Source organism: Pseudomonas sp. VMV1 (assembly GCF_056790235.1).
Window position 1 is genome coordinate 533,918 of the sequence record NZ_JBXGSE010000001.1, and the last position, 15,267, is coordinate 549,184.

The window sequence follows — 15,267 nt, forward strand, 5'->3', positions numbered from 1 at the left end:
CAGATTCTCCTTTAGCTGTGGAAAAGACCTGCCCAGAGCCCCCGCCGTTCCCTAGCCGGTCAGGCCCAGTACCCGGAAGACGAAGGCGTATTCCAGGGCCACGTCGCGCAAGGCCTGGTAACGGCCACTCATGCCCCCGTGGCCGGCGCCGAATTCGGTCTTGAGCAGCAGTAGCGGCGCCTGGTTGGTGCGCAGTTCGCGCAGCCGCGCTACCCACTTGGCGGCTTCCCAATATTGCACCCGGGTGTCGTGATAACCCGCCACCGCCAGAATGGCTGGATAGGCCTGGGCCTTCACGTTTTCATAGGGGGCATAGCTGGCGATGCGGTCGCGCACCTCCGGTTCGTTCGGATCGCCCCATTCGTCGTATTCGGTCACGGTCAGCGGTAGATCCGGCTTGAGCATGGTGTTGAGTACATCGACGAAGGGCACCTCGGCGATGGCGCCAGCGTAGAGCTCGGGACGCTGGTTGAGCACCGCGCCGATCAGCAGGCCGCCCGCGCTGCCGCCGCTGATGACCACCTGTTGCGGCGTCGTCAGGCCCTGATCGAGCAGATGCTCGGTGCAGGCGATGAAATCGTCGAAGGTGTTCTGCTTGTGTTCCAGCTTGCCGCTGCGATACCAGGCCTCGCCCAGCTCGCCACCACCGCGGACATGGGCGATGGCGAAGCGCACGCCGCGATCCAGCAGACTTAGGCGCGCGTGGGAGAACCAGGGGTCGAGGCTGTGGCCATAGGCGCCATAGCCATAGAGGTACAACGGGGCGCTCTGTGGCAGATCGCGACGACCAACCAGGCTGATGGGGATGCGCGTGCCATCGGCGGCGGTGGCCCAAAGGCGGCGGCTTTCATAGGCATCGGCGTCGAAGGGGCCTTCCACCGGGACCTGCTTGAGTACCCGCTGGGCGCCGCTGGCGAGATCCAGCTCGCGGACTTCCGCCGGGCGATTGAGCGCCTCGTAGCGCAGGCGCATGACCGGGCTGTTGAATTCCAGCACGTCCATGGCACCGAGGCTGTAGACCTCGTCCGGCAGGTCGACCCGATAGGGCGCCTGGCCGTAGGGACGAACTTCCAGAATCGGCAATCCTGCCGTACGCAGGCTCAGCACCAGCGCCTGGGCGCCGAGGCTGGCATCCTCCAGCATCACCTCAGGGTCGTGGGGCACGAGCAGTTGCCAATGCGACCGCGTCGGGCTCTCTTCGGCGGCCTGATAGAGCGCGAAGTTGATGCCGTCCTGGTTGCTGCGCACATACCAGCCGTCGACGCCATGATCAGGGAAATACTCATGGCCTTCTTCGCGCGGTGCCAGGCAGACGAAGACTTCATCCGGCCGATCCGCGTCCAGTACCCAGGCCTCGCTGGTGGTCTTGCTGTGGGACAGCAGCAACAGCTTGCGTTCCGAGCTCGAGCGATAGCATCCCAGGAAGAAGCGGCCGTCGGTCTCGTGGAAGACCAGTTGCGGTTCGGCATCGCCCAGGTGGTAGCGATAGAGCTTGTGGGGGCGACGGGATTCATCGCGCTCGCCAAAGAACAGGGTGCGGCTGTCATTGGCCCAGGTCAGGCTGCCATCGCATTCCTCGAAGGGCAGTTCGGTCACCGCGCCGGTGGCCAGCTCCTTCACATAGAGTCGATAGGTCTCATCGCCGACCTGGTCCAGACTGTAGGCGAGTCGGGTCTGGTCCGGGCTGATGGTGAAGCGGCCGACGGAGAGAAAGCCGCCGTCGGCGATGGCATTGCCGTCGAACAGCAATTCCTCGGTCGCGGGATCAGGCGTCAGGTCGCCATCGGCCGGGCGGCGGCAGCGATAGTTGCGACCGTATTCGTCACCGGCCTGGGTACGCTGATAGTAGAGATAGTCGCCGCGGGGGACGGGTAGGGACAGATCCGTCTCGCGAATGCGCGCGCGGATCTCCTCGAACAGCTGCTCGCGCAGGGCGGCCTCGGGTGCCAGCTGGGCTTCCAGGTAGGCGTTCTCGGCCTCCAGGTGAGCCAGCACCTCGGGGGCGTCACGGCTTTCCAGCCAGACGTAGGGGTCGTCGCCAGGGGCGCGGCGGGCGGTGGGGGCTTGGGTCATGCGAGCTCCTTGGGCGCCGCGCAAAGACACGCGGGCGGGGCAAAACCGCTATCATAGGCTTCTCCTTTCCGCTATCGCCATGGATCGCAATGACCGAGCAAGAGTACCTGATCGCCTGGGCCGTCTACGCCATCGCCGCGCTGCTGTTGTTGGTGGTGTCTTTCAAGGCCACCGGCTGGCTCTGGCGCTGGCTGCGTGAACCCCTGCGCCTGGTGGTGGCCGTGCTGCTGGTGACGCCCGCGATGGTGGATGCCGAGCATGGTCTCTACGCGCCAGCAATCGCGGTGACGGTGCTGGATCTGGTGTTCAAGGTCGGCAACAGCGCCTGGTCGGCGGTCGCCAACCTGGCCGCCGCGGGCACCATCGGTGTGGTGCTCTACCTGATCTTCGTCCTGTGCCGCTGGCTCTACCGCCGCTCGCATCCGCGCTCCGCCCCGGTCGCTGCGGAAGCGCCGGCGGATGGTCCTCAGCCCGAATCGCCGGCGGCCCTGCGCGACCCGGCAGCGCCTGCTGAGCGCCGCGAACCCCGAGGCCGCAGCGAGCGCGTGGAACCGCGTCTGTAATCCAGGCTTGCGCACTCGGCGTCACCCCTGCAGCATGACCGCGAAGGGCAGCGGCTGCAGTCGCCGTTGAATCAGGCAGCCACCCGGAGGGACGGACATGTGCGAATTGCTGGGCATGAGTGCCAACGTGCCCACGGATCTGGTCTTCAGTCTCCAGGGTCTGATGCAGCGTGGCGGCCGTACCGGCCCGCACCGGGACGGCTGGGGCGTCGCCTTCTACGAGGGGAGGGGCCTGCACCTGTTCAAGGATGCGCTGCCGGGCGCCGATTCCGAGGTGGCCAAGCTGGTCCAGGGCTATCCGATCAAGAGCCATACGGTGATCGGCCATATCCGTCACGCCAACGTGGGCGCGGTCAATCTGGCCAATACCCACCCCTTCGTGCGCGAACTGGGCGGGCGCTACTGGAGCTTCGCCCACAATGGCCAGCTGCAGGATTTCCATCCCGAGCCGCGCTTCTATCGCCCGGTGGGCGATACCGACAGTGAAGCGGCCTTTTGCAGCCTGCTGGATCAGGTCCGCGAGCGCTTTCCCGAACCGGTGCCGGTCGAGATGCTGCTGCCGCAGCTGGTGAATGCCTGCGACGGCTTTCGCAAGAAGGGTGTCTTCAACTGTCTGCTCAGCGACGGCGACTGGCTGTTCAGCTTCTGCACCACCAAGCTGGCCCATATCACCCGCCGCGCCCCCTTCGGTCCGGCCCAGTTGCGTGATGCGGAAGTCCACATCGACTTCAAGGCCGAAACCACGCCGGATGATGTCGTCACCATCATGGCCACCGAACCCCTGACCTGCGATGAGGTCTGGACCCTGCACCAACCAGGGGAGTGGCATCTCTGGTGGAATGGCGAGATCGTCACCCAAGGCCGCGTTTGAACAGGAAGCCTCCCCGCGATGCTGCGTAGTTATATTCGTCTGCTGTTGTTCACCCTGGCCTTGCTGGTGGGGGTGCAGATTCCCGGCTTCATGCTTGATTACGAGCAGCGCGTGGACGCCCATCGCCTGGAGTCCGATCAGGCCCTGGGCGGCTTCCGGCGGACCGCGCAGCAATATTTCGAGGGCAGTCTCGACGGCCTGCTGGCCCACTATCAGGCCAGTGAGGATCCGGTTTTTCGCAGCGATGCCGACAGCCTCGCCGTCCTGATGCGGCGCAATGCGCTCTTCAACGAAGAATGGCAGGCGCTGCAAGGCCCCTGGTATCAGCGAGCCTGGCATATCCTGGTTCGACCCAATCCGGAGCTGCGTGACGAAACCCTGCGGCAGTACCGTTATCAGGTAGTGCTCACGCCTGAGGCCATCGGCTGGGGGGTAGGGCTGGGCCTGGTGCTGGCCGTGACGGTGGAAACCCTGGCGCTTTGGCTTTCGATCCTGCTCTATCCGCGGCGTCCGGCACGGCGTCTTGCCTAGGTCTAAAAAAATATTTCACGTTTTCAGGTGTTTAGCGGGAAAAAGGGCTTGACGCTCATCTCCCGCGCTGTAGAATGCGCACCCACAGCAGGCACGTAGCTCAGTTGGTTAGAGCACCACCTTGACATGGTGGGGGTCGTTGGTTCGAATCCAATCGTGCCTACCAAACAAAACCCGCACTGCTGGCGGGTAAGAAAAAAGGCGATCCGAAAGGGTCGCCTTTTTTCGTTTGGGTATGGGTTGGGGAAAGCGCCAGCGGTCAGCGCTTCAGATCCGTCCTGGTGACTGGGGCTCGATGACCAGTTCGCCGTATCCGCCCTGATTCTGGCGAATCACATCCGGATCGGCATGGCGCCTGAGTGATCGGCGTGTTCCGCCGGAGAAGGGTCATGAGCCAGGCGCCTGTTGCCCGGGCCACGGGGACGGTGGGGCAGTGACCGGCGCCAGGCCAATAGCGCGGCTCGGCCATTCCGCCGTCGCCCGCTATCCGAGAGTGGCCGCCAGGCCTTCGCGGCAAGCCGCTGGCGATTCTTCATGACCTGAGTCATTCCAGCGGCGTGCTGCTGGGCCAGGGTCTTTGCCCCCCCAGGCAGGCGAAGCGCTAGGCGTCTTGCTGCCGGGCGGTCATTGGCCACGTGAGGGCAACGAACGCCATCCCGCCGCCCACCAGCAGCAGCGCTGCACTCAGGCTCCAGTGCTGCGCGATGAAGCCGATCGTGGCCGGACCGATGAGAATACCGGCGTAGCCGATGGTGGTGATCGCTGCAATGGCGTGGCTTGCGGGCATCCGGGTCTGCCTTCCGGCGGCACTGAAAAGCACGGGGACGATGTTGGAAGCCCCAAGGCCAACCAGTAGAAAGCCGGCGAAGGCAAAGGGCTGGGTGGGTGCCAGGACCGCCATCAGGAAGCCTGCCGCGGCGAGTAGACCGCCGCCTACGACCACTTTCAGGCCGCCCAGCGTCTTCACGATCCAGTCGCCGGTCAGGCGGCCAATGGTCATCGCCAGCGCGAATACCGTGTAACCGAAGCCGGCCTGTGCCGGGTCGACGTCATGCGCATCGATCAGGAACAGGGCGCTCCAGTCCAGGATCGCGCCTTCGCCGAGAAAAATCAGAAAACAGAGCAAGCCGATGAAGGCGACGATCCCGCGCGGCAGCGTAAACAGCGGGGTATGCCCGGCGTCATGATTGCCGTAGGGCAGCAGACCCTTGATTGAAGCCGCGAGTAGAACGATCAGCAGCGCGCTGAACACCAGGGTCGCAACCAGCGGTTGCGTTCCAGCCCCCAGCAGAACGCTCATGCCGCCGGCGCCGACAATCCCGCCGACACTGAACAGGCCGTGGAAGCCGGACATCATGTTGCGACCGCTGTCCTTTTCGACCATCACGGCCTGAATGTTGATGGCGACGTCCAGGGCGCCAACGCTTGCCCCGAACAAGGCCAGGGCTATCGCCATGCCGAAAATCGAATCGGCGATGGCAAGCAGGGGCAGCACCAGGGCGAGTGCCACCGAGCTGGTCGCGATCACCGCGCGGCACCCAAAGCGGCTGGCGAGGATGCCGACGATAGGCATCGCGACAATGGAGCCCAGGCCCAGGCAAAGCAGCAGAAGGCCAAGCGTTGAGTCATCGGCGCCGATCCTTGCCTTGGCAACGGGCACCAAGGGTGCCCACGCGGCCATGGCAGAACCCGCAATGAGGAAGCCCGCTCGGGTCGCCCATTGCTCGATCGCTCCCGAAGGCTGTTGGGCGGCGAGTTGCACGTGTTGCATTGGAGAGACTCCGGAAAAAGGTGGCAGTAGAGGTGATAACACTTCATACCAGTGTTAGCTGATCATGCATCATTAAGCAAGAATGCGCACAATCGTGCATGTTGTGGCTCTATGCGCAGAGCTGGACGGCCATGCCTGATTCGAGCGCGCTGGCGTCGAGGCATAGGCAGGACCTGGTAGCTCTGCCTAGGGGGAGGGGAGGTGAAGGCCTGTGCGAATCTGTGGGCGGAGCGGAGCTTCAGTATGGCGACAGGCTCAGGTGCAGTAGCAAACCGACGGCTTCTCCTGCAGCGACGGCCTATGTCTGGGCACTGTCAGGTTTTGGGCGTCGGCGGCTGAGGACAGGGCTCTCTGAGGCGGTTTTTGCAGAAGGGGTATGGTTGGGTGCAGTCAGGCCTGGCAAAAAAATCCGCATCGATGGTGAATGGAAAAGGGCGATCCCAGAGGTCGCCCTTTTTGTGTTTGCCCATGCTGCACGCTGTGATCGATGCGGACTTGCTGGGCATCGGGTCGTTTAACGGGGCGACCTTGCGATCGCCCTGTTTGCCCAGGTCGGGCCATCAGCTGCTTGGGGTGACGGTCTCGGTGAAGGAGCCGGCCGGTTGCAGTCCGTGCTTGTTCGCCGTGAAGTCCATGGCCGTCGACGCGTAGCGCACCTCATCCTGAGCTTGCTTGAGCGTCAGGTTGGCTTCATAGAACTTGTCACTGGCCAGCTGCTTGGCCGCCTGATCGACGTCGGTGATGGTTTGCTTGAGTGGTGCCAAGGCGATGGTGGTGTCGATATCCACGCCGGCCAGTCGCAGGGTTTCCGCAGCGCCCTTGGCGTCCCCGTGTTTGAGTTTGCTATTGGCGTCGGCGACTGCCTTCATTTTCTGTGGGTTGGCCATATAACTGTCTTGCACCACGGTATCACCCCATATCGGCAGCCAGGACGTTACGGTGGTGCTGGTATCGGCTTTGCCCTGATTGTCCTTGACCTTCAAGTCACTTGCGGCTCTTTTGAGTGCAGTATTATCCGACTGCGCAAGTTTGAGTGCCTGCTGGGCATCCTTGACATGGCCCACGGCTTTCGTGGTGTGACCTTGGAACAGTTCCACGCGCGCAGCGGAGATGTCGGTGAAGGCTCTTTGGCCCTGGGTGGACAGGGCCTGAAAGCTGCCCAATTCGCTCGGCGAGGGCGCTTGAGTGGCCGCGAAGGCCGCAGACGAGCAGGCGGCTACGATGGCGACGACCAGCATGCTTTTTGCCAGTTTATTCTTGACGTTCATTTGCTGCCTCCAGCGGATATGCAATTGAAGTAAGGCTATCGCTCAGGTACCAGAACCAAGTTCTGTAGTGCCTGGAATCGATATTCCGCCGAATCGCTTAACATTGGATTAATAGCGGCGGCGTGCTTCTTGAATGAGGGCTGAACAACGTCGTACTGCAGGGCTTTCAACTATTTGAGCGGGCGTGAGTACTTTTTTGCGCGCGCTCAATCAAGGCCATGTTTGATGGAAGAAGGACCTTCATTCGGAGCGTAGGAAATTTCGGTCTTCAAGTGGCTCTTTTATAGAGCGCCTGACCGGTGGTGTCCTGGTCAAGCTGTGACCTCTTGCCTCGGTCGTGACGGTCCGGCTTTTAACGTAGACTGGCTGACGATTTTTCTTGGGCCGCCAGACGATTCGCCAGAGGCGAGAAGGGGGCCGGTGCAGCGAGGAGCAGGTGATGACTCAAGGTGGTGAAGGGCGGCAGATCGGCAAGGGTGGCTGTCTCGGGTTGATCTTGCTGTCGATCCTGTTCGCGGTCGTGGTCTTCGGCTCCATCATCTACGTCTATCGCCACAATGCGACGCCGGTCAGCCGCGCCAACGAGCAGCAGGCCATCGACCAGTGCCTGGCGCGGGCCAATGCGCCGGAAACCTCGCCGGCCGATCGTCAGGCGCTGATGGAAAACTGCCAGGAAATGCAGAAGCAGTTCCTCAAGAAGTACCCCGACGCGGCCCGTTAAGCAGACGACAGTCCCTGGCGAGGTTGCGCCAGGTCTCAGTTTCTGAAAGGATTTCCGTCCCAAACTTTCCAGTGATCCTTTCGCGTCGCCCGGAATGCCTTGCGGCCCTGCCACTGTGCGGCGGGATTTCCAGCGGTGCGGCTGCTTACTGGCCAATCCCACCATGTGGCCCTTGGTATGGGTCACCACTGAGTTGAGGAGGCGCCATGCCTGTCATTACTCTCCCCGACGGTAGCCAACGTCCATTCGACAAGCCCGTCACCGTAGCCGAAGTCGCCCAGTCCATTGGTGCCGGTCTTGCCAAGGCCACTATCGCCGGTCGCGTCGACGGTCAGCTGCGCGATGCCAGCGATCTCATCGAGCAGGATGCCAACCTGCAGATCATCACCGCCAAGGACGAGGACGGCCTGGAGATCATCCGCCATTCCTGTGCCCACCTGGTGGGGCATGCGGTCAAGCAGCTGTTCCCGACCGCCAGGATGGTCATTGGCCCGGTGATCGACGAAGGCTTCTACTACGACATCGCCTTCGAGCGTCCCTTCACCCTCGACGACCTGTCGGCCATCGAGACGCGGATGCGCGAGCTGATCGACAAGGACTACGACGTCATCAAGAAGATGACGCCGCGCGCCGAGGTCATCGAGGTGTTCAAGGCCCGGGGTGAGGAGTACAAGCTGCGCCTGATCGACGACATGCCCGAGGAGCAGGCCATGGGCCTGTACTACCACGAGGAATACGTCGACATGTGCCGTGGCCCGCACGTGCCCAACACCCGCTTCCTCAAGGCCTTCAAGCTGACCAAGCTGTCCGGTGCCTACTGGCGTGGCGATGCCAAGAACGAGCAGCTGCAACGTATCTATGGCACCGCCTGGGCGGACAAGAAGCAGCTGGCGGCCTATATCCAGCGTATCGAGGAAGCCGAGAAGCGCGACCATCGCCGCATCGGCAAGCAACTCGACCTCTTCCACCTGCAGGAAGAAGCACCCGGCATGGTGTTCTGGCACGCCAATGGCTGGACCGTCTACCAGGTACTCGAGCAGTACATGCGCAAGGTTCAGCGCGAGCACGGCTACCAGGAGATCAAGACGCCCCAGGTGGTTGATCGCATCCTCTGGGAGCGCTCGGGTCACTGGTCCAACTACGCCGAAGGCATGTTCACCACTGCCTCGGAAAGTCGTGACTTTGCGATCAAGCCGATGAATTGCCCCTGCCACGTGCAGGTGTTCAATCAAGGGCTGAAGTCCTACCGCGACTTGCCGCTGCGCCTGGCCGAGTTCGGTGCCTGCCACCGCAATGAGCCGTCCGGTGCCTTGCACGGCATCATGCGCGTGCGCGGCTTCACCCAGGATGACGCCCACATCTTCTGTACCGAGGAACAGGTCAAGCAGGAAGCCGACAACTTCATCAAGCTGACCCTGCAGGTCTATGCCGACTTCGGTTTCACCGACGTGATCATGAAGCTCTCCACCCGGCCGGCCAAGCGCGTCGGTTCCGAAGAGCTGTGGGATCGCGCCGAGAAGGCCCTGGCCGATGCGCTGGATGCCTCGGGTCTGGACTGGGAATACCAGCCGGGCGAGGGCGCCTTCTACGGGCCGAAGATCGAATTCACCCTCAAGGACTGCCTGGGTCGTCAATGGCAGTGTGGTACCCTGCAATACGATCCGAACCTCCCGGAGCGTCTCGATGCCAGCTACATCTCCGAGGACAACAGCCGTCAGCGTCCAGTGATGCTGCACCGCGCCATCCTCGGTTCCTTCGAGCGTTTCATCGGCATGCTCATCGAGCACTATGCCGGTCTGTTCCCGGCGTGGCTCGCCCCGACCCAGGCGGTGGTGCTCAATATCACCGACAAACAGGCGGATTTTGCCCAGCAGGTCGTCGGCGAATTGAACGCTGAGGGCTTCCGGGCCAAAGCCGACTTGAGAAACGAGAAGATCGGCTTTAAAATCCGCGAGCATACTTTGCTCAAGGTTCCCTATCTCCTCGTCATTGGAGACCGGGAGGTTGAGACACGATCCGTTGCCGTGCGTACCCGCGAAGGCGTCGACCTGGGCTCCATGCCCGTTGAGCGTTTCCGCGAGCTGCTCACGCAAGCGGTTTCCCGGCGTGGCCGGCAAGATTCGGAGTAATCACTATCAAGCAGCGTGACATGAGACAAGACAAGCGAGCAGCCCCCCGGGCACCGATCAACGAAAATATCACCGCCCGGGAAGTTCGCCTTATTGGCGCCGATGGACAGCAAGTAGGCATCGTCTCCATTCAGGAGGCCCTGCAGGCTGCCGAAGAAGCCAAGCTGGATCTGGTGGAAATCACCGCCGACGCCCTCCCTCCGGTTTGCCGGATCATGGACTACGGCAAGCACGTCTTCGAGAAGAAGAAGCAAGTCGCGGCGGCGAAGAAGAACCAGAAGCAGGCTCAGGTCAAAGAAATCAAGTTTCGTCCAGGGACGGAAGAAGGGGATTACCAGGTAAAACTACGCAACCTGGTACGTTTCCTAACCGAGGGGGACAAGGCCAAGATCTCGTTGAGATTTCGCGGCCGGGAGATGGCCCACCAGGAGCTGGGCATGGAGCTGTTGAAGCGGGTCGAAGCTGACCTCGTCGAACACGGCACCGTTGAGCAGCATCCTAAGATGGAAGGACGCCAACTCATCATGGTCATCGCCCCCAAGAAGAAAAAGTAACCACCAGGGCACTGGCAGGCCTTGCGGTTATGCGTAATCACTCAATGCGGAGTATCCGAACATGCCAAAGATGAAAACCAAAAGCGGCGCTGCGAAGCGCTTCAAGAAGACTGCTGGCGGCATCAAGCACAAGCACGCCTTCAAGAGCCACATCCTGACCAAGATGACCACCAAGCGTAAGCGTCAGCTGCGCGGTACGTCGCTGATGCATGCATCCGACGTCCAAAAGGTCGAGCGCATGCTGCGCCTTCGTTAATCCTGGTCAAGAATTTAGAGGAAGTTACTCATGGCTCGTGTTAAGCGTGGCGTTATCGCTCGTCGCCGTCACAAGAAAATCCTGAAGCTCGCAAAAGGCTACTACGGTGCCCGTTCGCGCGTCTTCCGCGTCGCTAAGCAAGCGGTAATCAAGGCAGGCCAATACGCCTACCGTGACCGCCGTCAGAAGAAGCGTCAGTTCCGCGCTCTGTGGATCGCTCGTATCAACGCTGGTGCTCGTATCAACGGTCTGTCCTACAGCCGTCTGATCGCCGGCCTGAAGAAAGCGGCCATCGAGATCGACCGTAAGGTACTGGCCGATCTGGCCGTGAACGAAAAAGCGGCGTTTGCTGCGATTGTCGAGAAAGCTAAAGCTTCGCTGGCTTAAGCCCCCCGGCAATCTCGCGCCTCTGGCGCGAAGCAACGTTATCAATAGGGGAAGAGCCTCATAGCTCTTCCCCTATTTTGTATCTGGAGTCCCTAGATGGAAAACCTGGATGCGCTGGTCTCCCAAGCCCTGGAGGCCGTGCGGCTCACCGAAGACACCAATGCCCTGGAACAGCTCCGGGTCAACTACCTGGGCAAGAAGGGTGAACTGACCCAGATCATGAAGACCCTGGGCCACCTCACGGCGGAGGAGCGTCCCCAGGCTGGCGCCCTGATCAACGCCGCCAAGGAACGTGTCCAGGACGCAATCAACAGCCGCAAGGCGACGCTGGAGCAGGCCGCCCTGGCCGCTCGCCTCGCTGCGGAACGCATCGACGTGACCCTGCCCGGTCGTGGTCAGGCCTCTGGCGGCCTGCATCCGGTCACCCGTACCCTGGAACGTATCGAGCGCCTGTTCGCCAACATCGGCTATGGCGTTGCCACCGGTCCCGAGATCGAAGACGACTACCATAACTTCGAGGCGCTCAACATCCCTGGCCACCACCCGGCGCGGGCGATGCACGATACCTTCTACTTCAACGCCAACATGCTGCTGCGCACCCACACCTCGCCGGTGCAGATCCGCACCATGGAGAGCCAGCAGCCGCCGATTCGCATCATCTGCCCAGGTCGCGTGTACCGTTGCGATAGCGATCAGACCCACTCGCCGATGTTCCATCAGGTCGAAGGCCTGGTGATCGATGAAGAGGTCAGCTTCGCCGACCTCAAGAGCACCCTGGTGACCTTCCTGCGCGAATTCTTCGAGGAAGAGCTGGAAGTCCGCTTCCGTCCCTCCTACTTCCCCTTCACCGAGCCGTCTGCCGAGGTCGACATTCGCCGCCCGAGCCGCGATGGCGAACCGGCTTCGCGCTGGCTCGAGGTGCTGGGCTGCGGCATGGTCCACCCCAATGTCCTGCGCATGGCCGGTATCGATCCGGAGAAGTACCAGGGCTTCGCCTTTGGCATGGGCGCCGAGCGCCTGGCCATGCTGCGCTACGGGGTCAACGACCTGCGCCTCTTCTTCGACAACGATCTGCGCTTCCTGGCGCAATTCCGCTAGCTGCCAGACGGGAGTCCTATGAAATTCAGTGAACAATGGCTGCGTAGCTGGGTGAACCCTGCGGCTACGCACGAGGATCTGGTTGCCCGGCTGTCCATGGCCGGCCTGGAAGTGGACGGCGTCGAAGCGGCGGCCGGTCGCTTCCAGGGCGTCATCGTCGGCGAGGTGGTTTCCGTCGAGCGCCATCCCGATGCCGACAAGCTCAACGTCTGCCAGGTCAGCAACGGTCAGGAATCCTTCCAGGTGGTCTGTGGTGCGCCCAATGTGCGCGCAGGCCTCAAGGTGCCTTTCGCCACCGTCGGCGCCACGCTGCCCGGTGACTTCACCATCAAGAAAGCCAAGCTGCGCGGCGTGGAATCCCACGGCATGCTCTGCTCGGCCAGCGAATTGCAGATCAGCGACGACAACAGCGGGCTGTTGGAGCTGCCGGCCGGCGCGCCGGTGGGCGAGAATATCCGCAGCTACCTGCAGCTGGACGACGCCATCATCGACGTCGACCTGACCCCGAACCGCGGTGACTGCCTGTCAATCGCCGGTCTGGCACGGGAAGTGGGCGCTCTCTATAACGCTCACGTCGAGCCGCTGCAAGTCGAGGCCGTAGCGGCTACGCACCAGGAGACCCGTCCGGTCGAGGTGCTGACGCCCCAGGCCTGCCCGCGCTACCTGGGTCGCGTGGTCAAGAACGTCGACCTGTCCCGTCCCACGCCGGACTGGATGGTCGAGCGTCTGCGCCGCAGTGGCGTGCGCAGCATCGACGCCGCCGTCGACGTCACCAACTACGTGATGCTCGAACTGGGTCAGCCCATGCATGCCTTCGATCTGGACCAGATCAAGGGCGGCATCCGCGTGCGCCTGGCTCATGCCGGCGAACGCCTGGTGCTGCTGGATGGCCAGGACATCGAACTGCGCAACGACACCCTGGTGATCGCCGACCACGAACGCGCCCTGGCCATCGCCGGCGTCATGGGGGGCGAGCACAGCGGTGTTGCTGCCGGTACTCGTGATCTGTTCCTGGAAAGCGCCTTCTTTGACACCATCGCCGTGGCCGGCAAGGCCCGTTCCTACGGCTTGCACACCGATTCCTCCCACCGCTTCGAGCGGGGCGTGGACTTCGAGCTGGCGCGCAAGGCCATGGAGCGCGCGACCCGCTTGCTGCTGGACATCGTCGGCGGCGAGCCGGGCCCGGTGATCGAGGCGGTCAGCGCCGAGCACCTGCCGCAGGTTGAGCCGATCCTGCTGCGCGCCGAGCGCATCGAGCGCGTCCTGGGTCTGACCCTGGATGACGCCCAGGTCGAGCGTCTGCTCAGTGGTCTGGGTCTGGCCGTGGCCCGCCTGGAAGCCGGTCGCTGGCAGGTAGGTGTGCCCAGCCACCGTTTCGACATCAGTATCGAAGTGGATCTGATCGAAGAGCTGGCGCGTCTCTATGGCTACAACCAGCTGCCGATCCGCTTCCCGCAGGCGCGCCTGGCGCCGCAGCCCCTGCCCGAGAGCAAGGGCGAGCTGAGCCAGCTGCGTCGCCTGCTGGTGGCTCGCGGTTACCAGGAAGCCATCACCTACAGCTTCATCGACGAAAAGACGTTCCTTCTGTTCGCCCCCGAGGCCCAGCCGGTGATGTTGGCCAACCCCATCTCCACCGACATGGCCGCCATGCGTTCGTCGCTGTGGCCGGGTCTGGTCAAGGCCGTGCAGTACAACCTCAACCGTCAGCAGGACCGCGTCCGGCTGTTCGAGTCGGGTCTGAGATTCGTTGGTCAGCTGGAAGGCCTGGTGCAGGAAAACGTCCTGGCCGGTGCGGTCTGCGGTTCGCGTTTGCCGGAGAACTGGTCGTCCGGTCGCGAGGCGGTGGACTTCTTCGACGTCAAGGCCGATGTCGAGGCGCTGCTGGCCCAGTCTGGTGCGGGTTCTGACTTCCGCTTCGTCGCAGGCGAGCATCCGGCGTTGCACCCGGGGCAGACCGCGCTGATCGAAAGGGCAGGGCAGCCGGTCGGCTACCTGGGCGCCCTGCATCCGGAAGTGGCGCGCGAACTGGACGTGGATCGTCCGGTGTTCCTCTTCGAGCTGGCGCTTGATGCACTGACCACTGGCAGCCTGCCGCGCTTTGGCGAGCTGTCGCGCTTCCCCGAAGTGCGGCGTGACCTGGCGCTGGTGGTGGACGAAACGGTAGCCGCGGGCGACCTCCTGGCCGACATCCGCGAAAACGCCGGAGAAGGCCTCAAGGAGCTGCGTCTGTTCGACGTCTACCAAGGCAAAGGTATTGATCCACATAGAAAAAGCGTCGCCATCGGCTTGACCTTGCAACATCCATCGCGCACATTAACCGATGAAGAAGTCAACGAAACGACGCAGAAAATCCTCGTTTCTCTGGAAAGAAGGTTCAACGCCACCTTAAGGAAATAGCGCATGGGGGCCCTGACGAAAGCTGAGATGGCCGAACGTCTGTTTGAAGAACTCGGTCTGAACAAACGTGAAGCCAAGGAATTGGTCGAGCTGTTCTTCGAAGAAATTCGTCATGCGCTCGAAAGCAACGAGCAGGTCAAGTTGTCCGGTTTCGGCAACTTCGACCTGCGCGACAAGCGCCAGCGCCCCGGACGCAATCCCAAGACAGGGGAGGAGATACCCATCACGGCACGCCGTGTGGTGACCTTCCGCCCCGGGCAGAAACTGAAAGCCAGGGTCGAGGCCTATGCTGGAACCAAGTCATAACGACGAACTGCCGGTCATACCGGGCAAGCGCTACTTCACCATCGGTGAGGTGAGCGACCTCTGCTTGGTCAAACCGCACGTGCTGCGCTACTGGGAGCAGGAATTTCCCCAGCTGAACCCGGTGAAGCGCCGCGGCAACCGGCGCTACTACCAGCGCCACGACGTGCTGATGATCCGCCAGATCCGCTCCCTACTGTACAACGAAGGCTTCACCATCGGGGGGGCGCGCCAGCGCCTCACCCAGGGCGACGAGACCCGTGACGAGGGTTCGCAGTACCACCAGCTCATCCGCCAGATGATCAGCGAACTCGAAGAAGTCCTCGTCGTACTGAAGAAGTGAAA

15 protein-coding genes and 1 tRNA gene are annotated in these 15,267 nt (G+C 62.5%); 13 read left to right on the top strand and 3 right to left on the bottom strand.

All coding sequences use genetic code 11. The features are described 5' to 3' along the window. Nucleotides 1-51 precede the first annotated feature (51 nt). Nucleotides 52-2,073, bottom strand: coding sequence for a S9 family peptidase (locus ACUCV0_RS02425; RefSeq protein WP_482211914.1), 2,022 nt, complete (start codon nt 2,071-2,073; stop codon nt 52-54). 89 nt (nt 2,074-2,162) lie between these two features. Between ACUCV0_RS02425 and ACUCV0_RS02430 the strand changes: the two genes are divergently transcribed. From ACUCV0_RS02430 to ACUCV0_RS02445, 4 genes are all read left to right on the top strand, one after another. Further along, nucleotides 2,163-2,636 carry an MFS transporter gene (locus ACUCV0_RS02430; RefSeq protein WP_313649280.1) on the top strand — a complete coding sequence of 158 codons (474 nt, stop codon included), beginning with the start codon at nt 2,163-2,165 and terminating at the stop codon, nt 2,634-2,636. 97 nt (nt 2,637-2,733) lie between these two features. Beyond that, nucleotides 2,734-3,507, top strand: a complete 774-nt coding sequence (locus ACUCV0_RS02435; RefSeq protein ID WP_059314237.1) for a class II glutamine amidotransferase — start codon at nt 2,734-2,736, stop codon at nt 3,505-3,507. Between the two features lie 18 nt (nt 3,508-3,525). After that, nucleotides 3,526-4,038 carry a DUF2937 family protein gene (locus ACUCV0_RS02440; RefSeq protein ID WP_313649279.1) on the top strand — a complete coding sequence of 171 codons (513 nt, stop codon included), beginning with the start codon at nt 3,526-3,528 and terminating at the stop codon, nt 4,036-4,038. A gap of 89 nt (nt 4,039-4,127) precedes the next feature. After that, nucleotides 4,128-4,204 (top strand) — tRNA-Val (locus tag ACUCV0_RS02445). A gap of 435 nt (nt 4,205-4,639) precedes the next feature. Here ACUCV0_RS02445 and ACUCV0_RS02450 read toward each other — a convergent pair. Both ACUCV0_RS02450 and ACUCV0_RS02455 read right to left on the bottom strand, forming a co-directional pair. Next, nucleotides 4,640-5,809, bottom strand: a complete 1,170-nt coding sequence (locus tag ACUCV0_RS02450; protein WP_482211915.1) for an MFS transporter — start codon at nt 5,807-5,809, stop codon at nt 4,640-4,642. A gap of 560 nt (nt 5,810-6,369) precedes the next feature. After that, entirely contained in the window at nt 6,370-7,077 is a 708-nt protein-coding gene (locus ACUCV0_RS02455) for a YfdX family protein (RefSeq protein WP_482211916.1), read from the bottom strand. A gap of 439 nt (nt 7,078-7,516) precedes the next feature. Between ACUCV0_RS02455 and ACUCV0_RS02460 the strand changes: the two genes are divergently transcribed. From ACUCV0_RS02460 to ACUCV0_RS02500, 9 genes are all read left to right on the top strand, one after another. Continuing rightward, a complete protein-coding gene (locus tag ACUCV0_RS02460; protein WP_059314241.1) occupies nt 7,517-7,798 on the top strand; it encodes a hypothetical protein in 282 nt (93 codons plus the stop codon). Between the two features lie 206 nt (nt 7,799-8,004). After that, nucleotides 8,005-9,927: a threonine--tRNA ligase gene (gene thrS, locus ACUCV0_RS02465; protein WP_482211917.1), complete on the top strand. Its 1,923-nt coding sequence runs from the start codon at nt 8,005-8,007 to the stop codon at nt 9,925-9,927. Between the two features lie 20 nt (nt 9,928-9,947). Next, on the top strand, nt 9,948-10,481 hold the full coding sequence (gene infC, locus ACUCV0_RS02470; RefSeq protein WP_059314243.1) for a translation initiation factor IF-3: 534 nt from the start codon (nt 9,948-9,950) through the stop codon (nt 10,479-10,481). A 61-nt stretch (nt 10,482-10,542) separates the two neighbouring features. Next, nucleotides 10,543-10,737, top strand: a complete 195-nt coding sequence (gene rpmI, locus ACUCV0_RS02475) for a 50S ribosomal protein L35 (protein WP_059227088.1) — start codon at nt 10,543-10,545, stop codon at nt 10,735-10,737. 30 nt (nt 10,738-10,767) lie between these two features. Then, nucleotides 10,768-11,124 carry a 50S ribosomal protein L20 gene (rplT, locus tag ACUCV0_RS02480; RefSeq protein ID WP_007159199.1) on the top strand — a complete coding sequence of 119 codons (357 nt, stop codon included), beginning with the start codon at nt 10,768-10,770 and terminating at the stop codon, nt 11,122-11,124. A 96-nt stretch (nt 11,125-11,220) separates the two neighbouring features. After that, nucleotides 11,221-12,222, top strand: coding sequence for a phenylalanine--tRNA ligase subunit alpha (gene pheS, locus ACUCV0_RS02485; protein ID WP_007159198.1), 1,002 nt, complete (start codon nt 11,221-11,223; stop codon nt 12,220-12,222). 18 nt (nt 12,223-12,240) lie between these two features. Then, nucleotides 12,241-14,619, top strand: coding sequence for a phenylalanine--tRNA ligase subunit beta (pheT, locus tag ACUCV0_RS02490; RefSeq protein ID WP_482211918.1), 2,379 nt, complete (start codon nt 12,241-12,243; stop codon nt 14,617-14,619). A 3-nt stretch (nt 14,620-14,622) separates the two neighbouring features. Next, nucleotides 14,623-14,925, top strand: coding sequence for an integration host factor subunit alpha (gene ihfA, locus ACUCV0_RS02495; protein WP_007159196.1), 303 nt, complete (start codon nt 14,623-14,625; stop codon nt 14,923-14,925). Then, a complete protein-coding gene (locus tag ACUCV0_RS02500) occupies nt 14,906-15,265 on the top strand; it encodes a MerR family transcriptional regulator (protein ID WP_007159195.1) in 360 nt (119 codons plus the stop codon). The genes ihfA and ACUCV0_RS02500 overlap by 20 nt, the downstream gene beginning before the upstream one ends. Nucleotides 15,266-15,267 lie beyond the last annotated feature (2 nt).

Bases quoted from the DNA above. Each gene is read 5' to 3' on its own strand.
- ACUCV0_RS02435 (WP_059314237.1), top strand. From the start codon at position 2,734: ATGTGCGAATTGCTGGGCATGAGTGCCAACGTGCCCACGGATCTGGTC.
- ACUCV0_RS02450 (WP_482211915.1), bottom strand. From the start codon at position 5,809: ATGCAACACGTGCAACTCGCCGCCCAACAGCCTTCGGGAGCGATCGAG.
- ACUCV0_RS02430 (WP_313649280.1), top strand. From the start codon at position 2,163: ATGACCGAGCAAGAGTACCTGATCGCCTGGGCCGTCTACGCCATCGCC.
- ACUCV0_RS02455 (WP_482211916.1), bottom strand. From the start codon at position 7,077: ATGAACGTCAAGAATAAACTGGCAAAAAGCATGCTGGTCGTCGCCATC.
- ACUCV0_RS02460 (WP_059314241.1), top strand. From the start codon at position 7,517: ATGACTCAAGGTGGTGAAGGGCGGCAGATCGGCAAGGGTGGCTGTCTC.
- ACUCV0_RS02425 (WP_482211914.1), bottom strand. From the start codon at position 2,073: ATGACCCAAGCCCCCACCGCCCGCCGCGCCCCTGGCGACGACCCCTAC.
- ihfA (WP_007159196.1), top strand. From the start codon at position 14,623: ATGGGGGCCCTGACGAAAGCTGAGATGGCCGAACGTCTGTTTGAAGAA.
- ACUCV0_RS02500 (WP_007159195.1), top strand. From the start codon at position 14,906: ATGCTGGAACCAAGTCATAACGACGAACTGCCGGTCATACCGGGCAAG.
- thrS (WP_482211917.1), top strand. From the start codon at position 8,005: ATGCCTGTCATTACTCTCCCCGACGGTAGCCAACGTCCATTCGACAAG.
- pheS (WP_007159198.1), top strand. From the start codon at position 11,221: ATGGAAAACCTGGATGCGCTGGTCTCCCAAGCCCTGGAGGCCGTGCGG.
- pheT (WP_482211918.1), top strand. From the start codon at position 12,241: ATGAAATTCAGTGAACAATGGCTGCGTAGCTGGGTGAACCCTGCGGCT.
- ACUCV0_RS02440 (WP_313649279.1), top strand. From the start codon at position 3,526: ATGCTGCGTAGTTATATTCGTCTGCTGTTGTTCACCCTGGCCTTGCTG.
- rpmI (WP_059227088.1), top strand. From the start codon at position 10,543: ATGCCAAAGATGAAAACCAAAAGCGGCGCTGCGAAGCGCTTCAAGAAG.
- infC (WP_059314243.1), top strand. From the start codon at position 9,948: ATGAGACAAGACAAGCGAGCAGCCCCCCGGGCACCGATCAACGAAAAT.
- rplT (WP_007159199.1), top strand. From the start codon at position 10,768: ATGGCTCGTGTTAAGCGTGGCGTTATCGCTCGTCGCCGTCACAAGAAA.